We start from the raw sequence: 22,502 nt of genomic DNA, 5'->3' as shown, positions 1-22,502 counted from the left end.
TATGTCAGAACACGCCAAGGACGGCTCGATCATAGCCGATCACAAGCGACCCAAGGGCGAATACAAGATGATGGCGTTGCTCTTCATCATCTGTGTCGCACTCTTTGTCGATTCACTCAACAGCGAAGGCCTTTTCCAAGGCGTCAGCGCTGGACCAGGCAGCATCCCCCAACTCGTTGGCGGTTCCATGATCATCATGATCATTGCGCTGGCCATGCAGTTCCTCAAAAAGGGCTACAAGGAAGGCACCTTCGGTGACCTTTTGCACCACCTCTTTGACCGTGATGTCGTCATCCTGCTCATCACATTGACGATCTACGGCTTCATCGTCGAAACGATCCATTTCGTACCGGCAACGTTCCTGTTCCTGGTCTCGACCATGTACCTGCTCGAACCGAAAAAGCTGTGGCTCAAGGTTCTTGTCTCGGCGGGCACGCTGGGTGTGCTTTACCTCATCTTCACGACCCTGTTCCAGGTCGTGCTGCCTTAACTCTCTGGAGGAAGCAAACAATGTATAACGGTTTGGAAGGCTTTCTTCAGCCTTTTTTGAGTCTTGGCCTGATCGGCTGGATCGCCGGCGGTACGCTGGTCGGTCTTTACGTCGGGGCGATCCCCGGTCTTTCGGTAACGATGGCCGTATCGCTGCTGATCTCATTCACTTTTTCCTGGGACGTATTGCCGTCCCTGGCCGTCATGGTCGGTATCTACACCGGCGGTGTTTACGGCGGCGCCCGCTCGGGCATCCTGCTCAACATCCCCGGCGCGCCGGCGGCCGTAGCCTCAACATTTGACGGTTACCCACTGGCAAAAATGGGGATGGCCGGTCAGGCGATGGGCCTTTCCACCACACAGGCGGTGATCGGCAACTTCCTCGGGATCATCGTTCTTGCCCTGTTCGCTCCGCTGATTTCGCAATTGGCGCTGGTGTTCCAGGCACGGGACTACTTCCTGCTCGCCTTCATGGGTCTCTTCCTCGTCGGCAGTCTGGCCGAGGGCAGCATGCTCAAGGCGCTGGTTACCGCGTTCCTCGGTATCGTCGTCGGCCTGATCGGCATGGACCCGGAAACCGGGCAAGGCCGCATGACCTTCGACTCGATGAACCTCCTGGGCGGTATCCACTTCGTGGTCATCATGATCGGCACGTTCGGTATTTCGGAAGCGCTCGTTCAGCTGCAAACGAAGGCAGTACCGGTCAAGCAGAAAATCGACCGCATCACGCCAGAATGGGATCAAGTGGGCAAAAACATGTGGCTGACGCTGCGTGCATCGACCATCGGCGTCATCATCGGCGCCCTGCCGGGCACGGGTGGCGACATCGCCGCACTGATGGCCTACGACCACGCCAAGCGCACCGTCAAGGATCCGTATCCGCAGCCGTTCGGCCATGGTGCCTATCAGGGTCTGGTCGCGCCGGAAGCCGCCGCTAACGCTGCTATCGGCGGCGCCTTCGTGCCGATGATGACCTTGGGCATTCCGGGCGACTCCGTAACGGCCGTGCTGATCGGCGCGCTGATCATCCACGGTCTGCGTCCGGGACCGATGCTGATGCGCGAACAGCCAGAATTCTTCTGGTTCGTCGTCGGCTCGCTCTTCATTGCCAATATCTTCCTCTACATCTGGGGTATGACCGGCATCCGTGCCTTCAGCAAGATCGTCGAACTGCCCAAGTCGATGCTGATCCCGATCATCGTGGTACTCACGTTCGTCGGCGGCTATTCGATCCAGAACAGCATCACCGACATCTACTGGATGATCGGCATCGGTATCCTCGGCTATTTCATGAAGCGCTATGATTACCCGGTTGCTCCGCTGGTCCTCGGCGTCATCCTGACCCCGATCATCGACAGCAACTTCCGTCGTGGCGTGCAGATGACGCACGGCAGCGCTACCGACTTCTTCCTCGGCATGGTTACCAACCCTGTACCGGCGGTTATTCTGGCGCTGATGGTCGTCACGGCTGTTGTATCAAATCCGAAGGCAATGGGCGCCATTCGCGGTCTCTTCGGCAAGAAAGAAGAAGCTTAAAAAGGAAGTTTGAAGGATGAATATTTCGTGGTTCTTCGGTTTTGGCTGGATTTCGGTTCTGACGGCCGTCGCCGCCGGTGTGGGGATCAACCTCCTCAGCGGCCCGGTCGTGTGGATTCTGTACATCCCGTTCCTGCTCGCTGCCCTGCACATGACCGCCCGCTTCAAGCGGTTCAATACGGATCGCTGGCGTCGGATACATGCGCGAGCCATGCTCACGTACCGCAAGCTGGCTGAACAGGAATTCGATGCCGCCAAGAACGAGAACCGCGAATACGACATCCTGACGCCATGCCGCGCCTTGGGCGAACAAATGTTCGCCCAGACGCCGGCGGTCGATGTTGCCACACTGCTCACGGATGAAAGTCGCAAGACCTACTACAAGCAATTGGTCGATGCGTATCCGAATGTGTTCGTGCAAGGAATCAAACCCGAACGCCACGACGCCATCCTGAACGGGGTACGCAGCGACATCGATGCCAGCAAGCTTGGCCCGGACATCCTGATCGCAAAGGCAATCGAACTCAAGCACAACCAGGGGGAAGCGGCTAACTATCTGCACGCACTCTTGTTGGGCAAGGTGCAGTAGCCACACGTTTATAAAGAGTTTTTTCTCATGCCCTGACAAAGCATCGTCGGGGCTGATGATGGCAGTACCCAATCATTAGAAAACATCCCGGTGATTGGTTTTTATCTACTAAGGAGAAACGCATGAGCATCGTCAAATGGTCCAAAAAGTTGGTTCTGGCGGCTGGTCTCGTAGCAGCCGGTGTTGCTGGCGCCGCCGATTACCCCGATCACCCGATCAACGGCGTGATCGCCTGGGGTGCCGGTGGTGGTACTGACACCGTCACCCGTCTGATGACCCCGATCGCCGAAAAGGTTCTCGGCAAGTCGGTCATTCTGGCCAACAAGACCGGCGCTACCGGCGCGATTGCTACGCAATCCGTCTATTCCGGAAAAACGGATGGCTACACGGTTCTCTTCCACGCCGAAAACCCGCAGCTGTATCAAGTTCTCGGCCTGTCCCCGCTGAGCTATGACGAATTCGAACCGGTCATGCTCTTCGTGCAAGGCTCGACCGTGATCGTGGTTCCGAAGGATTCGCCGCTCAAGACCTACGACGACCTGATCAAGGCCGCCAAGGCCAACCAGGGCAAGATGTCGATCGGTATCAGCGGCGTTGGCGGTCAGCCATGGGTGACCTCGACCCTGCTCAAGAAGGTCGAAGGCGTTAACTTCAACCCGGTTGCGTTCGATGGCGACGGCCCGCTGGTCACCGCCCTCCTTGGCAAGCAACTCGACGTGAGCGGCCTGGCCGTTGGTGCAGCTGTTCAGTACATCAAGAACGGCGACCTGCGCGCACTGGCGATCATGAAGAGCTCGCCGAATGAGTCCATCCCGGAAGTTCCGCACATCACCAAGCTGAACCCGGCCTTCACCGATGCCATGAAAGCTTCCGGCTTCTTCTACGGCGTCTTCGTAAAGAAGGGTACGCCGCAGCCGATCATCGACAAGCTGGCTGGTGCTTACAAGATGGCGCTGAACGACACCAAGTTCAAGGACTACGCCAAGATGAACGGCCTCTCCGTCATGGGCCTGACCGGCAAGGAAGCGCGCACCTTCATCAACGATTGGCGTTCGCAGATATCCTGGCTGATCTATGAAGCCGGCGCTGGCAAGAACTCGCCAGAGAAGTTCGGTATTCCGAAGCCTGGTGCAGCCAAGAAATAAGACTAGCAACCTGCAATAGCAGCACCTTGACGGGCGGTTTTCACCGCCCGTTTTTTATTTTCGCTCACACAGAAACGTCCAACCCCAGAAAGCCGGCAAATTCTGCGACAATCGGCCGGATTCTTCCCTGCCAGATTCCTGCGACTTGATGACTCACCGCCTTGCCCCAGAACCGATGGTTTTCGTCGACCTTGAAACGACGGGAGCGAACTTCGCCAACGACCGGATCATCGAAATCGGCCTGGTCGAAGTCGACGAAAACGGCGTCCGTGAGTGGAGCTCGCTGATCAATCCCGGCAAGCCCATCCCGCCGTTCATTACCGGACTCACCGGCATCGACACGGCGATGGTGGAAAACGCCCCGGCTTTCGAACAACTGGCCCCGACGATTTTCGAACGTTTGCGGGGTCGCTTGTTCATCGCCCACAACGCCCGCTTCGATTACAGCTTTCTCAAACGCGAATTCAAGCGCCTGGACATCGATTTTCGGGCGACCAACCTGTGCACGGTCAAGCTATCGCGCAAGCTTTTCCCGGAGCATCACCGGCACAGCCTCGACACGCTCGTCGAACGCTACGGCATCAACGTCGCTGATCGCCATCGCGCTCTCGCCGACGCACAGGTGCTCTGGGAACTCTGGCAACGCTGGCACGCCCTGTTGCCAGCTGAACGAATCGAAGCGGCGGTTGCCACCCTCTCCGGTCGCCCGGACCTGCCCCCGCAAATCGACCCGGCGCTGGCGGATGATCTGCCCGAATCGGCCGGCGCCTACGCCATGCATGCCAAGGACGGCCATCTGCTTACCGTGAAGCGCTGCGCCAACCTGCGCCAACAGGTACTAGCCCATTTCTCGGCTGCCAACCGTGATTCCGTACTGGCGCGCGATACGTGGCGTGTCGAATGGCGCGAAGCGGCCGGCGAACTGGGCGCCCGCCTGCATGAACTGACTCTTTCGGCGCCGCTGCGCAAATCCCTGGACGACCTTTGCGCGTGGCAGCTCGTGCCGCACAACGGCGACGGCAAGGAGGGGGATTTCCGGCCGCATCTCGTTTTCGCACGCGACGTCGACTTCGGCCGCACCGAAAACCTGTTCGGACTCTACCTGTCGCGACGTGAAGCGACACAGGCTCTGCGCAAGCTGGCCGAAGCACACCATTTGTGCCAAACCCACCTGGGGTTGGGCAACGGTAAGGCGGGTGAGCCCTGCCCTGCCTACAAACAGAAAAACTGCCGTGGCGTCTGCGCCGGCAAGGAGCCGGTGTCAATGCACAGCGTCCGCCTGATGACGGCGCTCGCCAAGTTCAAGCTGACGCCGTGGCCTTATCCGGGTCCGATAGCCCTCGTCGAACGCGACGAATTCGGCATGCGCGAGGACTTCCATCTGATCGATGGCTGGCGCTATCTGGGAACGGTGCAGGACGAGGCTTCGCTGCATCACCGGCTCGACAGCCGCAACGAAGCCAGTCACGGCTTCGACCCGGACATTTACCGGATCGTCAGCAAGGTATTGAAAACCGGCAAGATCAAGGTCATTCCGCTCTCCCGCGGCGGCGAATTTTCCCGCTCAGCTTGACAGTTCGAGCACCACCGATTTGCCCGAGCGGCCGCCCGCCGCGCGAAGGAGGTCGGCGATATCGGTATTCTCGCTCTTCAATGCCCAGTCCACAGCCGTCTCGCCCTTGTCGTTGGCGAGCGTCGGATTGGCCTTGTTTTTCAGGAGCAGCCGAACAACATCGATGTGACCAAAGCGGGCGGCAAAGAACAGCGCCGTCGAGCCGCTTTCGGTCTTGGCGTCGATGTCGGCGCCATGCTTGAGCAGATACTCGACAATCACGGCGTGGCCGTTATAGGCCGCATAGGTCAGCGGTGGCCAGCCATATGAATTCACTTCCGCCCCCGCCTGAACGAGCCTTTCGACATAAAACGGCTTGCCCAGATAGGCGGCAATGCCAAGCGCCGTTTCACCGTTCTTGTTGCGCGTATTGAGGCGGGCGCGGCGCTGCATCAGAAAGTCGAACAATTCCGGCATGTCACGCCGCACCGCCTGAACGAGCAACGTATTTCCGGCCCGGTCCACCGTATTGACGTCAACGCCGCGATTGATCAACGCAATCGCCGGGGCAGAATTGCCGCGAATGATCGCCGCCTCGAGATCCTCATAGGCGCCCGCCGAGGCCAGCGCCGGCAGCCACAGGGCAAACAGGAAAGCATGAATTTTCATTTTCCGGCTCCGTCGGACATGCGTGCCTGCGGGAACAGGCGGAAAAAATTATCGGTCGTCGCCGCCGCAACCTCATCGCAGGAAATACCGCGCAAGCGGGCGATTTCCTCCGCCACATAGCGGACATACCCCGGCTGGTTGAGCTTGCCACGGTAAGGCGCGGGGGCGAGATACGGCGCATCGGTTTCAACGAGCAGACGATCGAGCGGGACACGCTGCGCCACCTCTTTGACAAGATGGGCGTTCTTGAACGTTACGATGCCGGAAAGCGAAATATGGAAACCAAGGTCGAGCACCTGTTCGGCCACGTCCCAGCTCTCGGTGAAGCAGTGCATGACGCCGCCCACATCGCGCGCGTTTTCCTCGCCAAGAAGGCGCAGCGTATCGGCGGTCGCCTCCCGGTTATGCACCACGAGCGGCTTGCCGACTTCGCGGGCGGCGCGGATGTGGGTACGGAAGCGGTCGCGCTGCCATTCCGGGGCGTCCTTGTGCCAGTAGTAATCGAGCCCGGTCTCGCCGATGGCGATGACTTTCGGATGCTGCGCCAGTTCCACCAACTCTCCGATGGATGGCTCGTGCCCTTCCGTGTTCTCCGGGTGCAACCCCACCGACGCGAACACGTTGGCGTGCGCCTCGGCGAGCGCACGGATGCGCGGAAACCCTTCGAGCGTGACACCGATGCAGACGGCGGCGGCAACGTCGTTCTGCTGCATCAGATCAAGGACATTCGGCAAATTCCCGGCCAACTCCGGAAAATCGATGTGGCAATGCGAATCAATGAGCATGCGTGGAAACCTTGAAAACTTCGACAAGCGACCGACTAGTCGTCAGTCAACGGAAAAAGCGAACCACCAAGGCGCCAAGCACACCAAGAGAGCACCAAGTTAACACCCTGTTTTCTTGGTGAGTCTTTGTGCTCTTGGTGCCTTGGTGGTGAGGCATTTATTCATGCGCTTCAACATGACTGACGACTAGAGCGTATGGGTCGGCCGCGTGGAATTGAGCACGCCGCCGAGGATGCCTTCAATCTTGCGCCGGGCTTCGATGCCGCTTTCATCATTCTTGAAGTGCACGCCGATCCCTTGCGCCTTGCTGTTCTGGGCGCCCGGCGGCGTAATCCAGACAACGGTGCCGGCAATCGGCAGTTTGACCGGATCGTCCATCAGGCTGAGTAGCATGAACACTTCGTCACCGAGGTTATAGGAACGCGTCGTCGGGATGAAAATCCCGCCGTTGCGCAATACCGGCATATAAGCGGCATACAACGCCGATTTTGAATTGATGTTCAACGACAGCACGCTCGGGCGCGGCATCGCGGAACCGGCCGGCCTCGTTAGGGCAACGTCAGACATTTCCACCTCGTGGGGTGTGGAACAGCGCCCGGTAACTCAGGAAAAACTCCTCAAGAAACAAGCGGCTGTTCAAGGGTTGCTCACAAATCGCCCGGTATTGTAGCGCTTTCCGGCCAAAGCCCAGTACGCCAATGCCATCGCTCTCGCGCACCAGATTTTGCAGGCGCGGCATCTCGGAACGGAAGTAGCGCGGCGCAAGCCCCGCATGGACCAGCGACAGGTCGAACATCCACTTCTGCGACCATTCGAGCAGACGCCTGAGCGGAGCCGGGCGTTTGTCCGCCTTGACCACCCGATCGACGGCGGCAGCGGCAGCCAGCGCATCAAGCGCACTGCCTTGCGCCAGATGGGAGACGAGCGAATCGAGCAATTCCCGTTCGTCGCTGCGACCGAGTTCGGCGGCCAGCAGCGGCGAACCACCCGCCAGCGCCAGCCAGTGCTCGGCGTCGCGCACACCGGCTGCGGCCAGCCATGCAACCGCATTCGCATGCGCCGGCTGGGGTACAGCGATCGATTGGCAGCGGCTGCGGATCGTCGGCAACAGCCGCGCCGGCTCGCTGGAGACGAGGATGAACAGCGTTCCCTCGATCGGCTCTTCGAGCGACTTGAGCAGCGAGTTGGCCGTCGCCCGGTTCATCGCCTCGGCCGGATGGATCAGGACGATGCGCACGCCTTGCCGGTGGGTTCCGACGTGCAGGAAATCGTCGAGATCGCGCACCTGCTCGATCTTGATCTGCTGACTCGGTTTTTTCTTGCCCGATCCCGGCTCCACCGTAACATCGTCCTCGTCGGCCATCGCCTCGGGCTGCAGCAAACGGAAATCCGGATGATTGCCTTGCGCCAGCCAGCCGCAGGCGATACACGCACCGCAAGCTTCCTGGCCCGACGTCGGCTGTTCGCACAACAACGACTCGGCGAAACGTCGGGCAAGTTCGAACTTGCCGATCCCACGCTGTCCGGTAATCAGCAAGGCATGCGGCAGGCGGCTGCGCCGCGCAACGAGCTGCGCCCAAACGTCCTGATGTAGATCAATGATGTTCATGGATCACACGCCGCGCTGATTGATGATATCCAGCACCTGCTGCCGAATCACCTCCAGCGGCTGGTCGGCGTTGATGACCTGAATGCGTTGCGGAGCCGCCGCAGCCCGTTCGAGGTAAGCCTGCCGCACCCGCGCATGAAAATCGGTGCGCTCCTGCTCGAACTTGTCGAGATCCCGCCCCTGCGCCGCGATGCGTTGGCTGGCCACGGCGGGCGGCACGTCGAAAAGGAAGGTCAGATCGGGATGCAGATGCCCGTGCACCCACGCTTCGAGGGTCTCGAACTTGATCTTGTCGAGCCCGCGCCCGCCGCCCTGATACGCATAGGTCGCATCGCTGAAACGGTCGCAGACGACCCAGTCGCCGCGCGCCAGGGCCGGCTCGATCACCCGCGCCAGATGTTCGCGCCGCGCGGCGAACATCAACAGCGCCTCGGTTTCGAGATGCATTTCTTCGTGCAGCAGCAGTTCGCGCAGTTTCTCGCCCAGCGGCGTGCCGCCGGGCTCGCGCGTGGAAACGACGGCCAGCCCATGGCTCTTGATGAATTCGACGACCGCCGCGATGTGCGTACTCTTGCCCGCGCCGTCGATCCCTTCAAAGGTAATGAATTTCCCGCGCTGAACGGTTTGATTGTTCTGTTCCAACGGCTTCCTCACTTGTCGCCGCCATCGCGCGTGCGCTGGCCGCGACGCTGATAGCGGTTGACCGCCTGATTGTGTTGTTCGAGTGTTTCCGAAAACTGGCTGCTGCCATCGCCGCGTGCGACGAAATACAGCGCCCGCCCCGGCGCCGGATTGACGGCGGCGCGCAACGACGCGAGGCCGGGCATGGCAATCGGCGTCGGCGGCAAACCGGCACGGGTATAAGTGTTGTACGGCGTATCCGCCAGCAGATCGCGCTTGCGCAGGTTGCCGTCAAAATCTTCCCCGACGCCGTAAATCACCGTCGGATCGGTCTGCAGGCGCATGCCGAGACGCAGACGATTGACGAACACGGACGCCACGTACGAACGATCCTCTTGACGCCCGGTTTCCTTCTCGACAATCGATGCCATGATGAGCGCCTGATAGGGGTCGGCATATGGCAGGCCAGCCGCCCGCGCCGCCCACTCGCGGGACAGTTGCTGCTGCATCGCCCGGTAGGCCCGTGCCAGCACATCAACGTCACTCGTCTGTTTGGAAAACAGGTAAGTGTCGGGGAAGAACATCCCTTCGGCCGAACTGGCCGGCGCTCCGATCATTCGCATGATTTCGGCTTCGGGCAGACCACGGGTGTCATGACGAAGATCCGGATGGGCTTCGAGCCGCGCCCTTATCTGCCGGAAGTTCCAGCCCTCGATGAAAACGATTTCGCCTTGCGTCACATCGCCGCTCGTCAGCTTGCGCAACAACTCCAGCGGCGTGACGCCCCGGCTGATTTCGTAACTCCCGGCCTTGATCGACGATTCGACGCCATACACTTTGCCAAGCAGGATCAGCATCCACGGATCCACCGGCACGCCAGACGCCGCGATCTCGCGTGCGACGGCACTCATCCCCTTGCCGTAGGTGACATGAAATTCGGCCCGCTCACTTGCCAGCGGAATGGGCGACGAAGCCAGCCAATAAAAGCCGCCCGCGCCCACCGCCACCAACAGCGCACAGAGCATCGCGAGAATCTTGAGAATCTTGAACATGAATGGCGGATCAAGCAGGGCCGAGGCATTTTGGGGAGGCGATATAATAGCCGATCATCACTGAACCGATGCGGGCCTGCGCCTGTCGGAGTGACTGACAGCGTATTTTTACGACGGGAGTACGTGAGCGTGTCGCAGGCAGGCACGACGGACACGGCGCCCCGGTACTCAAACCTCCTGAAACCAGACGGATTTTTACGATGACCCCACGTTGGCAAGAATTCCTCGGCGCAAACGGCGCCCGTATCGATAGCGACAGCGGCCTTGTCACGGACTTTGGCGACCTCGCAGCCGAACTTGGCGCGGCTCGCAATGCAACGGTTGTCTCTCCCCTGACCCACCTTGGCCTGCTTGAATTCAGCGGCGACGAGGCCAAAACCTACCTGCAAAACCAGCTGACGAGCGACGTCAATCATCTGGGGGCCGATCAGGCGCAACATTCGAGCTGGTGTTCGGCGAAAGGCCGGATGCTGGCCAGCTTTGTCGTGTACCGCGACGGCACCGACTACCGCACCCTCCTCTCCGCCGATTTGCTCGACGCCATTCAGAAACGCCTGCAAATCTACGTCCTGCGCTCCAAGGTCAAGATCGCCAGGCGCTCTGATGACTTCGAGTTCGTCGGCCTGTCCGGCCCCGAGGCGGAGCGCGCCCTGCAGAACGCCGGGCTGCCCGTCCCGTCCGTTGCAATGGCAACGGCGGCGGCAAATGGTGCGACCGTCATCCGGCTCGACGACAAGCGGTTCATCCTTGCCATTCCCGTCGACACGGTCAGCGACGTCTGGAAACAACTAACCGCCATCGCCCGCCCGGCCGGCACAACGGTCTGGCAATGGCTGGACATCCAGGCCGGCATCCCGCTCATCAGCGAGCCGACCAAGGAAGCCTTCGTGCCGCAAATGGTCAATTTCGACACGATCGGCGGCGTCAGTTTCAAAAAGGGCTGCTATCCGGGACAGGAAGTCATCGCCCGTACGCATTATCTTGGCAAGGTCAAACGCCATCTTTACCGTTTTCATGCCGATGGGCCGGTCGCAGCGGGCAATGTTTTGCATGCACCGGGAGCCCCCGATCAGGCATGCGGCATGGTCGCCAACGCAGCCCCGGCGCCGGACGGCGGCTATGACGGCCTTGCTGTCGTGCTGGAGAACGACGCTGGCGCGGTTCCGGCCGTCGAGATCACCGGGAACCAGCGCGTATTGAGCCACTTCGTTCCCGTCGTAGTGGAATAACTCCGCTTCGTTTCAGCCGCCATTCCAACACTCCGCCCCCCGACGGAATGGCGGTTCGATTGATTCAAGACCGGCAGCCGAGTCGCCACAGCGACGTCACCTCGACGGCCCGGGCAAAGTGGAGTGGATCGCTGACATCCATCGCTTTCGGGTGCGTTGGCCGCACATCGAGCCGCCCCAGCACTTCAAGTCCGGCCGCTTCGATCCAGCCGAGCAGCGTCTCGCGCGAACGCAGCTTCAGGTGTTCGGCGAGGTCGGAGATGATCAGCCAGCCCTCTCCGCCATCGCTCAGATGCGCGGCCAAGCCATTGAGGAAACCGCGCAACATCCGGCTGTCGGGGTCATAAACGGCGTATTCGAGCGGCGAACTCGGGCGCGCCGGCACCCACGGCGGATTGCAGACAACGAGCGGCGCCCGGCCAGCAGGAAACAAATCGGCCCGCTGCAACTGCACCTGTTGCTCAACGCCCAAGCGGGCAAGATTTTCGCGAGCACACGCCAGCGCCCTTTTGTCCTGATCCGTGGCCACCACCTGCGCAATGCCACGCCGCGCCAACACGGCGGCCAAAACGCCCGTACCGGTGCCGATATCGAAAGCCACGCCGTTCGACACCAGCGCCTTCGGCAACGGCGCCTGGGCAACGAGCGCCACGTATTCACCACGCACCGGCGAGAAAACGCCGTAATGCGGATGAATGCGCCCGCCCAGCGCCGGGATTTCGACCCCTTTCTTGCGCCACTCGTGCGCGCCGATCAACCCCTGCACCTCGCGCAACGAGGCCACGTACGGCGCATCCGCTGGGCCGTAAACTTCCGCGCACGCCTGATGAACATCCGGCGCACGCCGCAAGGGAATCACGTGCCCGGCTTCAAAGGGAATCAGCAGCATGCCGAGAATGCGCGAGCGCTGCGCCTGCGCCATGCGCTGGCGGTGAAAAGCATCCGGCAGCTCGGGCAATGCCGGCGCCGGTTGGCCGCGTTTCCTGGCGTTGCTTTTGTCGAACCGCCGTGCCATCGCCTGCAGCAGCTGCCTCGCATTCTGGAAATCACCGCGCCACAACAACGCCGTGCCCTCACAGGCCAGGCTATAAGCCGCATCGGCCGTCAGCGTATCGTCCGCCACCTGCACACGCTTCGGCGGCAGCAGACCGGCTTCCGATCGCCAGTGCGCGGCATGCTCAGCCCCATCGTGCACCTCACACCAGGAAATTTTCTCTCGATTTTCTTCGGTTTTCGCGGATTCAACACTCACAGCACGACCTTCCTGAATTGTTTTCGATTCATCGCTTTTTCAGGAATGAATCATCCTGAAAACCTCCGTTAAAACCGCTTTCGACGCAGAGGTCGCAGAGATACAGAGAACGCAGAGAATGGGCATTTTCGCTCTATGGGAGAGACAGGGTTTGTGGTTCTTTCCTGCGTTCTCAAAGATTTTCCCTGCCTACCGTGCTCTGCGTCAGGTGCGGTTTATAGACTATTAGTCAGTCACGATCAATCCGACAACCAGGCAAGCCATTTTTAGCGTTGGTGCCAATAGCGGCGGCTCTCTTGCCGCCAGCCGGTGACGCCGGGCGCCTGGCCGGCATTCAGCACGATCCGCACGGCGCCGTCCTGATCGGTTCGCCAATGGCGGCTCGACTTATAACGTTCCAGCACTTCGGGCCGGGGATGGCGGAATGAATTGCGGTAGCCGGCGGAAAATACCGCGTGCGCCGGCGCCACGGCGGCAATGAATTCTTCGGATGACGATCCGCGCCCGCCGTGGTGTGCGACCTGCAACACATCGCTGTGCAACTGGCCGCCGAAACGCGCGATCACCGCCTTCTCGTCGGCTGTCTCGATATCCGCCGCCAGCAACACACTGCCCCGCCCGTTCTCGATGCGCAGCACGCAGCTCAGATTATTCGGCTTCGGTGTCTTTTTCCCCGTTGCTGAATAGTCGCCGGCATCCGGATGCAGAATCATGAACCGTACGCCATCCCACTCCCAGCGCTGCCCGGCGACGCATCGCTCGCCGTCGAGTTCGGTCATCGACGAAATGATGTGATCGACTGCCAGCGCCTCCCGAATCGCCGCCACGCCACCGGAATGATCCTTGTCCCGGTGCGAGACGACCAGCGCATCGAGGCGCTGCACGCCAAGCGCGCGGAGATAAGGCACCACCACACGCTGTCCGGCGCTGCTCTCGGCACTGTAGAGCGGCCCCGTGTCGTAAAGCAGCGTGTGGCCGGCGGTGCGTACGGCGACCGCCAGACCCTGCCCGACATCGAGCACATCGACCCACGCTTCGCCGGAAGGGGGGCGCGGTGGCGGCAGAAAGAGCGCCGGCAACAGCAGAAAGCACCCGATCCAGCGCGCCGGAAAACCGCGCGGCAACAACAGCCAGACAACGCCTAGCGCCGCAACGATCAATGCCCAGAGCGGCGGCACCGGCTGCTGCCAGAGCGGCCACGTCGCCAGCGTGTCGAGCAGCTCCATCAACAGAGTCATCAACCAGTGGTCGAAATGCAGCAACGGCGGCCACGGCAGCACGGCATAGACCAGCGCCAGCGGTGTCACCACGAAACTGATAACGGGAATCGCAACAGCATTGGCCAATGGCGAGACGAGCGAAAATTGCTGGAAGAAGAAAAGCAGCAGCGGCAGGCTGCCGATCGTCACGGCCCATTGCATTGCCCCCCACTGTGCAATCAACTCGCGCACACCGCGAGCATCCGCACTTCCCCCCACACGCGCCGTGCTCACGTAAAAAAGCACCGCCACCGCACCGAAGGAAAGCCAGAAACCGGTCACCAAGATAGCCCATGGGTCAATCAGGAGAACCGTGAACAGCGCCAACGCCAACACCCGGCTGACGCCCAAATGGCGGTTTGACAGAAGCGCCAGAGCGACAACGAAAAGCATGTAAAACGTCCGTTGGGCCGGCACCTCGAACCCTGCCAGCAGCGCATACAGAAATGCCGCCAACGCCCCGGCCACGACGGCGGCTTTCTGCGCCGGCCACCGGTGCATCGTCCATTCGCTATACCGCCACAACCAGTTGATGAGTGCCGCAAAGAGGCCGGCGATCATCGTCACATGCAAACCGGAGATCGAGACGAGGTGGGCAATTCCGGTCCGGTTGAAGACTTGCCATTGGGCGGCCGGAATCCCGCGCTGATCGCCGATCGCCAGCGCCGCCAGCACGCCGACATACGGCGCGCCCGGCAGTTCGGAGAAAAAACGGCTGCGCAGAGTGTCCCGCAACCGCTCGACCACGTAGGCGGGGCGCCAGACGAACGCCTCCCGCTTTTGCATCGGTGCACGCGCCCTGATCGTGCCCGTCGCCCGAATCGAACGCTCCAGCAGCCGCGCCTCGTAGTCAAAGCCGTGGGGATTGGCATTGCCGTGCGGACGCTTGAGGCGAACCGTGAAGTCCCAGCGCTCGCCCGGACGAACGGCCCGCGCTTCGACTGGATCAACCACTTCGCTCTCGTCACGCCCGTCGCCCGCCACGCTCTCCGGTTCATCCCAGCCGTGGTACCACGACAGGAAAATCCGCTGCGGCACGAGCACGTCGGGCGTATTGACGGATTCGACATCGAATTCGAAACGCTCGCCACGTTCGAAGCGCTGCGGCAGGGCGGCGATCACACCCGTCACCTGGATATCCCGCATTTCGGAAAATTCCGGCAAGGCGTCGCGCAGACGCACGTCGGCGCGCCAACCCGCCCAGACGAAGCCGACGATCGCGCCACAGACGATCAGCAAAAGAACACGGAACGATCGGCCAGCGCCGCGCAATTCCCGGACGCGCCGGGTAGCCGCCCCGACCGCCCCAACCACCAACACTAGGACCAAACCGAGCAATGCCCACAGAACGGACGTCCCGGGCAATTCGCCCTGCTGCTGCAACAGGAGAATTCCGCCGGCAAAAGCGAGAATGAAGGTGCGCATCGGGGTGTGGTTTGCGTGTGGTTTCTATCGAACGGAACGAGGTTGACCGGACTCCGGAAATAAAACCGGGGAAAGACGTTTATGCGCCTTTCCCCGATTCCCGAGCCCTCCCCGGCCCTTATCAACCTTTTCGCTCAAATGGCCGTTCTGCTTGCAAACTTCAGACTTCAGAAGAAGCGCTTGAAGAAGCGGCCAAGAAACGAACTGTCGCCATTATTGCTCCGTTGTGTGAAATCCGCATAGGCCCTATCGGCAACAAGGATATGGCCGACCAGCCAATCCTTCAAAAAATGCAACAGATCGATCGACAGCGTCCCCTCCTCAAGCGCCCGCATTTTCTCGTCCGCGATACGCTGGACGAAGGTTTGATGCGCTTCCTTGTGTGCCTCGAAGGCCGGATAATCGGTCGCGCGCATGAACGTTTCTTCCGCTGCAAAATGGGCTACCGTGTATTTTTCCAGTTCCCCGAGCAACGCAATAACGGTGTCCGGTTCGCTGCGATCGATGATTGCCTGCCAGACCTTGTTGATCAGGTCGAGCAATGTCTTGTGCTGCTCGTCGATTTCCGCCAATCCCAGGCTGTAGTCATCACGCCATTCCACCAACTGCTTTCCCATTCGCACTCCTCCCCAAATTCAAAAATTGATTCAATCGGTTTCGAGCAAGCGCCCATCGCGGATCGTCACAATCCGCTCGGCCCGCGCGGCAAGCGCCTGATCGTGCGTGACGATCACAAAGCTCGTCCGGTGCGACCGGTTGAGCGACAGCATCAGTTCGAAGACATCCTCGGCCGTCTTCCGGTCCAGATTGCCGGTCGGTTCGTCGGCCAGAACACAGGCCGGCTCGGTGACCAGCGCACGGGCAATCGCCGCTCGCTGGCGTTCGCCGCCGGACAGTTCGGCCGGCGTGTGGTCAAGGCGATGCCCCAGCCCGACCTCGGCCAGCACCGCCGCCGCCCGCGCCTCGGCCTCCGCTTTCGGCATGCGCCGGATGAACAGCGGCATGGCGACGTTCTCCAGCGCCGTGAATTCGGGCAGCAAATGATGAAATTGATAGACGAAGCCGAGATGACGGTTACGCAGTTCGCCGCGCTCGGCGTCGCTGATGTCCGCCAGATTGCGTCCCATCAGTTCGATCGACCCGCCACTCGGCGCGTCGAGTCCACCCAGCAGATGCAGAAGCGTGCTTTTTCCAGACCCGGAAGCACCAACGATCGACACCCGCTCGCCTGCCGCGATTTTCAGGTCGATCCCGTTCAGCACCGGCACCTCGCCAGCCGCGCCGGCTCCCTGGCGATAGATCTTCGTCAGCCCTTGGCAAGCCAGGACGATGTCCTTGTTCTCATTCATAGCGCAGCGCCTCCGCCGGATTGACGCGCGACGCACGCCAGCTTGGGTAAATCGTCGCCACCAGCGACAGCACAAACGACACGGCGGTAATGGTGATCACGTCTCCCCACTGCAACTCGGACGGCAGACTGGAGATGTAATAGACCTCCTTCGACATCAGCTCGGTGCCAAGCACGCGCTCGATGAACGGCACGACGACATCGACATTGAGCGCCAGCGTCACGCCACCGACGACGCCCAGCCCAAGCCCGATGAAACCGATCAGCGCCCCCTGCACCATGAACACCGCCATGATACTGCGCGGACTGGCGCCAAGCGTGCGCAGGATGGCGATGTCGGCCTGCTTGTCGGTCACCGCCATGACCAGTGTCGACACGATGTTGAACGCCGCAACGGCGACGATCAGCGACAGGATGATGAACATCATGTTCTTTTCGATCTGCACAGCGCGGAAGAAATTGGCATGGCTCATCGTCCAGTCGCTGATGTAGGCCGGCACCGACAATTGGCTGGCGAGCTGATTGACGACGACCCGCGCCTTGAAGAGATCATCGATCTTGAGACGGACCCCGGAAACGCGGTCGTCCATGCGGTACAGCTTCTGTGCGTCCTCCATCCGGATCAGCGCCAGCCCGCTGTCGTACTCGAACATGCCGACTTCGAAGATGCCGCTGACGGTAAAGGTCTTCAGGCGCGGCATGACGCCGGCCGGCGTCACCACGCCCTGCGGCGCGATGACCGTCACCTTGTCGCCGACGAACACGCCGAGCGAACGCGCCAGCTCGCTGCCGAGCACGACATTGAAGGCGTCCGGCGTCAGCGAGTCGAGACTCCCTTCCTTGATATGCGGGCGAAAGTCAGCCACCTTGTCCTCGTAATCGGGCAGCACGCCGCGCACCATCGCACCGCGCACCGACTGCCCGAACGAGAGCATGCCCTGCGCCTGCACAAAGGGCGCGGCCGCCATGACCCGTGGCACTTTCGACGACTCGGCCGCCACCAGCTCCCAACCCGACATCTCGCCACTCTGTCCGCTGATCTGCACATGCGAGACAACGGCCAGAATGCGGCTGCGCAACTCGGTCTGGAAGCCGTTCATCACCGACAGCACAACGATCAGCGCCGTCACGCCGAGCGCGATGCCGAGCATCGAAATCAGCGAAATGAAGGAAATGAAATGGTTACGACGTTTTGCCCGCGTGTAGCGTAGGCCGATCAGTAATTCGTAAGGAAGCGCCATCGGGGGCCGTGCTCGCAAAAATTGGACAACTGATAACGAAATGAGCGTTCCGGCCACGACCGGAGCGGCAAAAGCGCTATGGTACACTTTTCGTCGAATCTCTCGTCATTCCGACTGTTCCAAGGACGCATGCCAGCCCCCAAGCTTACCCACCTCACGCTGCTCATTCCGGAGCTTCTTTGGCCCCAACCGGACGACCCGGACACGTTCCACTCGCTGACCTGCCCGTCCTTGACGCGACTATTGGCACGCAGCCAGCTCGACCGCCGCCCAACGCAACCCGCCGAGAACGTGCTGGCCGGACAATTCGGCCTCACCGGCCAGATTCCTTTCGGTGCGCTACGCCGATCGGGAGAACACCGTCCCGCGCATAACATGGAAGGCGATCTCTGGCTCTGCGCCGACCCCGTCCATCTACGCTTTCATCAGGAACGCCTGCTTCTGGCCGACAGCCGCACACTTGCCATTACACAGGACGAGGCCGAGTCTTTAGCCGCCGAACTGAACGAGCAGCTTCGCGATATCGGGCAATTTCACGTAGCCACTGCCGACCGCTGGTATCTGCAACTCAAGAAGGCAGAACTGATCGCCGGCTACGACGCACCGCCGCTATCAGCCGTCGCCGGCCGCGCCGTCGAGCAATTGCTGGCCGAACTGGCCCACGCCAAAGACGTGCGACGCCTGTTCAACGACATTCAGACGCTGTTCCATTTCCATCCAGTCAACCAGCGTCGGGACGAAGCCGGCCAACTCACAATCAACGGCTTGTGGCTTTGGGGGCCGGGGCAACTGCCTGTGGATCTTGACCGCCCCTTTGACGGCGTCTGGAGTGCCGATCCCATCGCGCGCGGCCTCGCCCGCCTGTCCGGTGCCTCACACCATCCTGCGCCACCGGAAGCCAGCCTCTTCTTCGAACACGCCGAACCCGGATCAAGCCATCTCGTCGTACTCGACGACCTTACCTGTCCGGCACACGACCAGCACGCAACGGAATACCGGGACGCGATCAACTCACTTGAAGCGCGCTGGTTCGAACCACTGCGCAAGGCGCTCGTTCGCGGCAAGCCCGGAAAACTCTCGATTGTTTCGACGACGACCTACGCCAGTCTTGACTGGCAAATTCGACCGATCGACCAGTTGAAATTCTGGCGCCGCTCGCAATCGCTGAGAGAAATCGCACAAAAGCTGGCCAAGGATTTCCAATGACCCAACTCAAAGCCCGCCGCGTTCCGCCACGCATCCAGTGGCAACTCGAACAACAGGGCGTGCACCCACTGCTCGCCCGCCTCTACGCCGCGCGCGGCGTCGAAACAAAAAGCGACCTCGACTACGACCTGAAAGGCTTGATTCCGCCGGCACAGCTCACCCATACCGGTGACGCCGCCGTGCTCCTCGCCGACGCCATCGAGGCGCAGGCGCGCATCCTGATCGTCGGCGACTACGACTGCGACGGTGCCACCGCCACCGCCGTCGGCGTGCGGGCCTTGCGCTCGATGGCCGGCGACTCGGGCGCCGTCATTGACTATCTGGTGCCCAACCGCTTCACCTACGGCTACGGCCTGTCGCCGGAAATCGTCGACCTCGCCGCCACGATGAATCCCGACCTGCTGGTCACCGTCGATAACGGTATCGCCAGTATCGACGGCGTCGCCCGCGCCAACGAACTCGGTATCGCCACGCTGATTACCGACCACCATCTGCCGGGCGACGAACTGCCGGCGGCGGAGTGCATCGTCAATCCCAACCAGCCTGGCTGCGACTTTCCGAGCAAGTGCATCGCCGGCGTCGGCGTCATGTTCTACGTCATGCTCGCATTGCGCGCTGAATTGCGCGAACGCGGCTGGTTCGGGGAAGACACCGGCATCAAGGAACCGAATCTCGCCACCTTGCTCGACCTCGTCGCCCTCGGCACGGTGGCCGACGTCGTCAAGCTCGACCGCAACAACCGTATCCTGGTCGATCAGGGGCTCAAGCGCATGCGCGCTGGACGGATAAATGCCGGCATTCGCGCCCTCTTCCGCGCCGCCGGGCGCGATCCGGCCAAGGCCGGCAGCATGGATATCGGCTTCATGATCGGGCCGCGCCTCAACGCCGCCGGGCGGCTCGCCGACATGTCGCTCGGCATCGAGGCACTGATCACCGACGACGAGGGTCGCGCCCTCAACATCGCGCAGGACCTCGACAAACTCAACCGCGAGCGCAAGGACATCGAATCGGGCATGCAGGAACAGGCGCTCGTCCACCTCGACGCCATCGACGCAACCGAAGGCCCGGCCATCGCCCTCTTCGACCCCGAATGGCATCAAGGCGTCATCGGCATCCTCGCCTCGCGCATCAAGGACAAACGGCATCGCCCCGTCTTCGCTTTCGCGCGTGGCGAGTCGAACAATGGCGAAACGGCAGACGGCGAAATCAAGGGTTCCGGCCGCTCGATTCCCGGCCTGCACCTGCGCGATGCGCTCGATCTGATTTCCAAGCGCGCCCCCGGAATCTTGAAGCGCTTCGGCGGCCACGCGATGGCAGCCGGTGCGACGATCATGGAAGCGGACTTTCTCCGTTTCCGCGAATTGTTCGCCCAGGTAGCCAGCGAACTGCTCTCCCCGGCCGACCTCACGCGCACGCTCGAAACGGACGGCAGCCTTGAAACCGGACACTTTTCGATCAACACGGCGCGGTTGCTCGAAGATGAAGTCTGGGGCCAGGGTTTCCCCGCGCCGCTGTTCGAGGACGAATTCATTGTCGAAAACCAGCGCATCCTGAAGGAAAAGCATCTCAAGCTGCGGCTGCGCCGGGGCGAACTGCGGATCGATGCCATCCAGTTCAATTTTGCCGACTCTGCCGGCGCCAGAATCCGCGCCGCGTACCGTCTGGCGGTCAACGAATACAACGGCGTGCAGTCGCCGCAATTAATGATCGAGCATATCGAAAATATTGGGGCATAGCCGCACGATAAGCTGTTTGCATCGCGCGTCCCTCTTTCATGCACAGGTGAGAAATGATTGACCAAATGAAACTGAAAACAAAAATCGCCTTGCTGGTCGTTGCGGCCTTGCTTGGCCTGATAAGTCTGGTCGTCTATTCGGCCATCGAGATGCGGCAGCAATTGATCGGCAGTCGCCAAGCCGTCATCCGCTCGGTGCTGGAAAGCACGCACGCCACCCTGACGTCCTTTCAGGCGAAGGAGACGGCCGGAGAACTGACGCGCGAAGAGGCGCAGAAGGCGGCGGCCGAAGCAATCGGCATGATTCGCTACGGCGGCAAGGACGGCAAGGCGGAATACGTGTATTCCTTCACGACGGAAGGCGTCGGCGTCTACCACGTCATCAAGGAGCGCATCGGGCAGAACATGCTGGAGAAAATCCGGGATCCACAAGGCAACTACACGTGGAAGGACATCCTGGCGACGGTGCAGAAGAATCCGGGCGGCGAGTACCTGACCACCCTGACGGCACGCCCCGGGCAGAAGGACCCGGTACCCAAGCTCGGTTACGTCAAGCTTTTCGAACCGTGGGCGTGGGTCATCGGCACGGGCGTCTATATCGACGACATCAACGCCGAATTCCAGAAACGGCTGTTGACCGACCTGGCGATTGCCGCCCTCCTCATCGCACTGATCGGCAGCTTCGGGTTTGCCATTGCGCGCGGCGTACTGCGTCAGGTTGGCGGCGAACCGGCCGAGGCCATCGGCTTCATGTCGCGCGCCGCCGCCGGCGATCTGACAGGCACCATGCCCGCTGCTCCGAAAGGCAGCATGGTGGCGTCGATGGGCGACATGGTGCTCGCCATCCGCCAGATGCTCGCGGAAATCGGTCAGGAAGCGACCAAACTCGCGCGCGACGCCGAAAAAATCAGCATCGCCTCGAACGAGGTGTCGAAGGCTTCACAGTCCCAGAACGACGCGACGCAGTCCATGGCCGCGGCCATCGAACAGATGACGGTCAGCGTCAAACATATTTCCGACAGCGCCGACGAAACCGAACACGAATCGTCCGCGGCGGTCGAACTCGCCGCAACCGGATTCAGCCGTATTCAGGCCGCCAGCCAGGACATCAATACCATTGCGACCACGGTCAGCGATGCGTCCGAACGCATCCGCAAACTCGAGGACCACGCCAACCAGATTTCCTCGATCGCTGGCGTCATCAAAGAGATTGCCGGACAGACCAACCTGCTGGCGCTAAACGCTGCCATCGAAGCGGCTCGGGCCGGCGAACAGGGCCGGGGGTTTGCCGTGGTTGCCGATGAAGTGCGCAAACTGGCCGAACGGACGTCCTCGGCGACCGTCGAAATTGAACAGATGATTGCCGGCATCCAGACGGATACCCAACAGGTCGTCGGCGTCATGGATGCTGCGCTGCCGCAGGTGGACGCCGGCGTCAAGGCGGCCGAGGAAGCCGCCGAGTCGTTGCGCCAGATCAAGGAAGGCGCCCAATCGACACTGCACCGCATTCGCGAAGTGGCCGATGCCACCCGCGAGCAAAGCGTCGCCAGCTCGAACATCGCGCAACGCGTCGAACAGATTTCGCAGATGGTCGAGGAAACGAGTTCGACGATGCAGGCCACGGCCGAAACCGCGACGGATCTGGAAAAAATTTCCAGCGACCTTAACAAGCTGGTCAGCTGCTTCCGCTGCTAAGCACCGAATCACCTCATATCAAGCGACGGCCGCTGCGAGCAATCGCAGCGGCCGTCGCCACTCCG

The 22,502-nt window shown here is 61.2% G+C and carries 20 protein-coding genes; 9 read left to right on the top strand and 11 right to left on the bottom strand.

Features of this window, described 5'->3' with window-relative positions:
- Position 1 precedes the first annotated feature (1 nt).
- The 5 genes from GH659_RS10885 to GH659_RS10865 all read left to right on the top strand — a co-directional run bounded on the left by GH659_RS10885 (position 2) and on the right by GH659_RS10865 (position 5,332).
- Positions 2-490, top strand: coding sequence for a tripartite tricarboxylate transporter TctB family protein (locus GH659_RS10885; RefSeq protein ID WP_153111430.1), 489 nt, complete (start codon positions 2-4; stop codon positions 488-490).
- A gap of 20 nt (positions 491-510) precedes the next feature.
- Positions 511-2,025 carry a tripartite tricarboxylate transporter permease gene (locus tag GH659_RS10880; protein ID WP_153111429.1) on the top strand — a complete coding sequence of 505 codons (1,515 nt, stop codon included), beginning with the start codon at positions 511-513 and terminating at the stop codon, positions 2,023-2,025.
- 16 nt (positions 2,026-2,041) lie between these two features.
- Entirely contained in the window at positions 2,042-2,614 is a 573-nt protein-coding gene (locus GH659_RS10875) for a hypothetical protein (RefSeq protein WP_153111428.1), read from the top strand.
- A gap of 122 nt (positions 2,615-2,736) precedes the next feature.
- Positions 2,737-3,759 (top strand): Bug family tripartite tricarboxylate transporter substrate binding protein, encoded by a 1,023-nt coding sequence (locus tag GH659_RS10870; protein ID WP_153111427.1) that lies wholly within the window; start codon positions 2,737-2,739, stop codon positions 3,757-3,759.
- Positions 3,760-3,907: 148 nt separating this feature from the next.
- Positions 3,908-5,332 carry a 3'-5' exonuclease family protein gene (locus GH659_RS10865; protein WP_153111426.1) on the top strand — a complete coding sequence of 475 codons (1,425 nt, stop codon included), beginning with the start codon at positions 3,908-3,910 and terminating at the stop codon, positions 5,330-5,332.
- On the opposite strand, the gene GH659_RS10860 is transcribed toward GH659_RS10865, so the two are convergent.
- The 6 genes from GH659_RS10860 to mltG form a co-directional block, all read right to left on the bottom strand.
- Complete coding sequence (locus GH659_RS10860) at positions 5,324-5,980, bottom strand: ankyrin repeat domain-containing protein (protein WP_153111425.1); 657 nt, start codon at positions 5,978-5,980, stop codon at positions 5,324-5,326. The two genes, GH659_RS10865 and GH659_RS10860, sit on opposite strands and share 9 nt — an antisense overlap.
- The gene (locus tag GH659_RS10855) at positions 5,977-6,765 is read right to left on the bottom strand and encodes a TatD family hydrolase (RefSeq protein ID WP_153111424.1); all 789 of its coding nucleotides are present in this window, start codon (positions 6,763-6,765) and stop codon (positions 5,977-5,979) included. The genes GH659_RS10860 and GH659_RS10855 overlap by 4 nt, the downstream gene beginning before the upstream one ends.
- Before the next feature lie 186 nt (positions 6,766-6,951).
- The gene (locus GH659_RS10850; protein WP_153111423.1) at positions 6,952-7,332 is read right to left on the bottom strand and encodes a PilZ domain-containing protein; all 381 of its coding nucleotides are present in this window, start codon (positions 7,330-7,332) and stop codon (positions 6,952-6,954) included.
- Positions 7,325-8,374 carry a DNA polymerase III subunit delta' gene (gene holB / locus GH659_RS10845; protein WP_153111422.1) on the bottom strand — a complete coding sequence of 350 codons (1,050 nt, stop codon included), beginning with the start codon at positions 8,372-8,374 and terminating at the stop codon, positions 7,325-7,327. Before holB ends, GH659_RS10850 begins: the two co-directional genes overlap by 8 nt.
- A 3-nt stretch (positions 8,375-8,377) precedes the next feature.
- On the bottom strand, positions 8,378-9,016 hold the full coding sequence (tmk, locus tag GH659_RS10840; protein WP_246167813.1) for a dTMP kinase: 639 nt from the start codon (positions 9,014-9,016) through the stop codon (positions 8,378-8,380).
- An 8-nt stretch (positions 9,017-9,024) separates the two neighbouring features.
- A complete protein-coding gene (mltG, locus tag GH659_RS10835; RefSeq protein ID WP_153111420.1) occupies positions 9,025-10,047 on the bottom strand; it encodes an endolytic transglycosylase MltG in 1,023 nt (340 codons plus the stop codon).
- 200 nt (positions 10,048-10,247) lie between these two features.
- On the opposite strand from mltG, the gene ygfZ reads away from it, so the two are divergent.
- On the top strand, positions 10,248-11,276 hold the full coding sequence (gene ygfZ, locus GH659_RS10830; RefSeq protein WP_153111419.1) for a CAF17-like 4Fe-4S cluster assembly/insertion protein YgfZ: 1,029 nt from the start codon (positions 10,248-10,250) through the stop codon (positions 11,274-11,276).
- Positions 11,277-11,340: 64 nt separating this feature from the next.
- On the opposite strand, the gene GH659_RS10825 is transcribed toward ygfZ, so the two are convergent.
- The 5 genes from GH659_RS10825 to GH659_RS10805 all read right to left on the bottom strand — a co-directional run bounded on the left by GH659_RS10825 (position 11,341) and on the right by GH659_RS10805 (position 17,801).
- Positions 11,341-12,486: a methyltransferase gene (locus GH659_RS10825; RefSeq protein WP_153111449.1), complete on the bottom strand. Its 1,146-nt coding sequence runs from the start codon at positions 12,484-12,486 to the stop codon at positions 11,341-11,343.
- Between the two features lie 308 nt (positions 12,487-12,794).
- Positions 12,795-15,212 carry a DNA internalization-related competence protein ComEC/Rec2 gene (locus GH659_RS10820; protein ID WP_153111418.1) on the bottom strand — a complete coding sequence of 806 codons (2,418 nt, stop codon included), beginning with the start codon at positions 15,210-15,212 and terminating at the stop codon, positions 12,795-12,797.
- A gap of 167 nt (positions 15,213-15,379) precedes the next feature.
- Positions 15,380-15,829, bottom strand: a complete 450-nt coding sequence (locus GH659_RS10815) for a bacteriohemerythrin (RefSeq protein WP_153111417.1) — start codon at positions 15,827-15,829, stop codon at positions 15,380-15,382.
- A 30-nt stretch (positions 15,830-15,859) separates the two neighbouring features.
- Positions 15,860-16,561, bottom strand: coding sequence for a lipoprotein-releasing ABC transporter ATP-binding protein LolD (gene lolD, locus GH659_RS10810; protein WP_153111416.1), 702 nt, complete (start codon positions 16,559-16,561; stop codon positions 15,860-15,862).
- Positions 16,554-17,801: a lipoprotein-releasing ABC transporter permease subunit gene (locus tag GH659_RS10805; protein WP_153111415.1), complete on the bottom strand. Its 1,248-nt coding sequence runs from the start codon at positions 17,799-17,801 to the stop codon at positions 16,554-16,556. The genes lolD and GH659_RS10805 overlap by 8 nt, the downstream gene beginning before the upstream one ends.
- Before the next feature lie 129 nt (positions 17,802-17,930).
- On the opposite strand from GH659_RS10805, the gene GH659_RS10800 reads away from it, so the two are divergent.
- The 3 genes from GH659_RS10800 to GH659_RS10790 all read left to right on the top strand — a co-directional run bounded on the left by GH659_RS10800 (position 17,931) and on the right by GH659_RS10790 (position 22,437).
- Positions 17,931-19,007, top strand: coding sequence for a hypothetical protein (locus tag GH659_RS10800; protein ID WP_153111414.1), 1,077 nt, complete (start codon positions 17,931-17,933; stop codon positions 19,005-19,007).
- Complete coding sequence (recJ, locus tag GH659_RS10795) at positions 19,004-20,743, top strand: single-stranded-DNA-specific exonuclease RecJ (protein ID WP_153111413.1); 1,740 nt, start codon at positions 19,004-19,006, stop codon at positions 20,741-20,743. Before GH659_RS10800 ends, recJ begins: the two co-directional genes overlap by 4 nt.
- A gap of 65 nt (positions 20,744-20,808) precedes the next feature.
- Positions 20,809-22,437 (top strand): methyl-accepting chemotaxis protein, encoded by a 1,629-nt coding sequence (locus GH659_RS10790; RefSeq protein ID WP_246167812.1) that lies wholly within the window; start codon positions 20,809-20,811, stop codon positions 22,435-22,437.
- Positions 22,438-22,502 lie beyond the last annotated feature (65 nt).

The sequence above is a fragment of the Propionivibrio limicola genome (assembly GCF_009469695.1).
Taxonomy (GTDB): domain Bacteria; phylum Pseudomonadota; class Gammaproteobacteria; order Burkholderiales; family Rhodocyclaceae; genus Propionivibrio; species Propionivibrio limicola.
The sequence above is the reverse complement of the archived record's forward strand: the minus strand, read 5'-3'. Positions and strand labels throughout refer to the sequence as shown.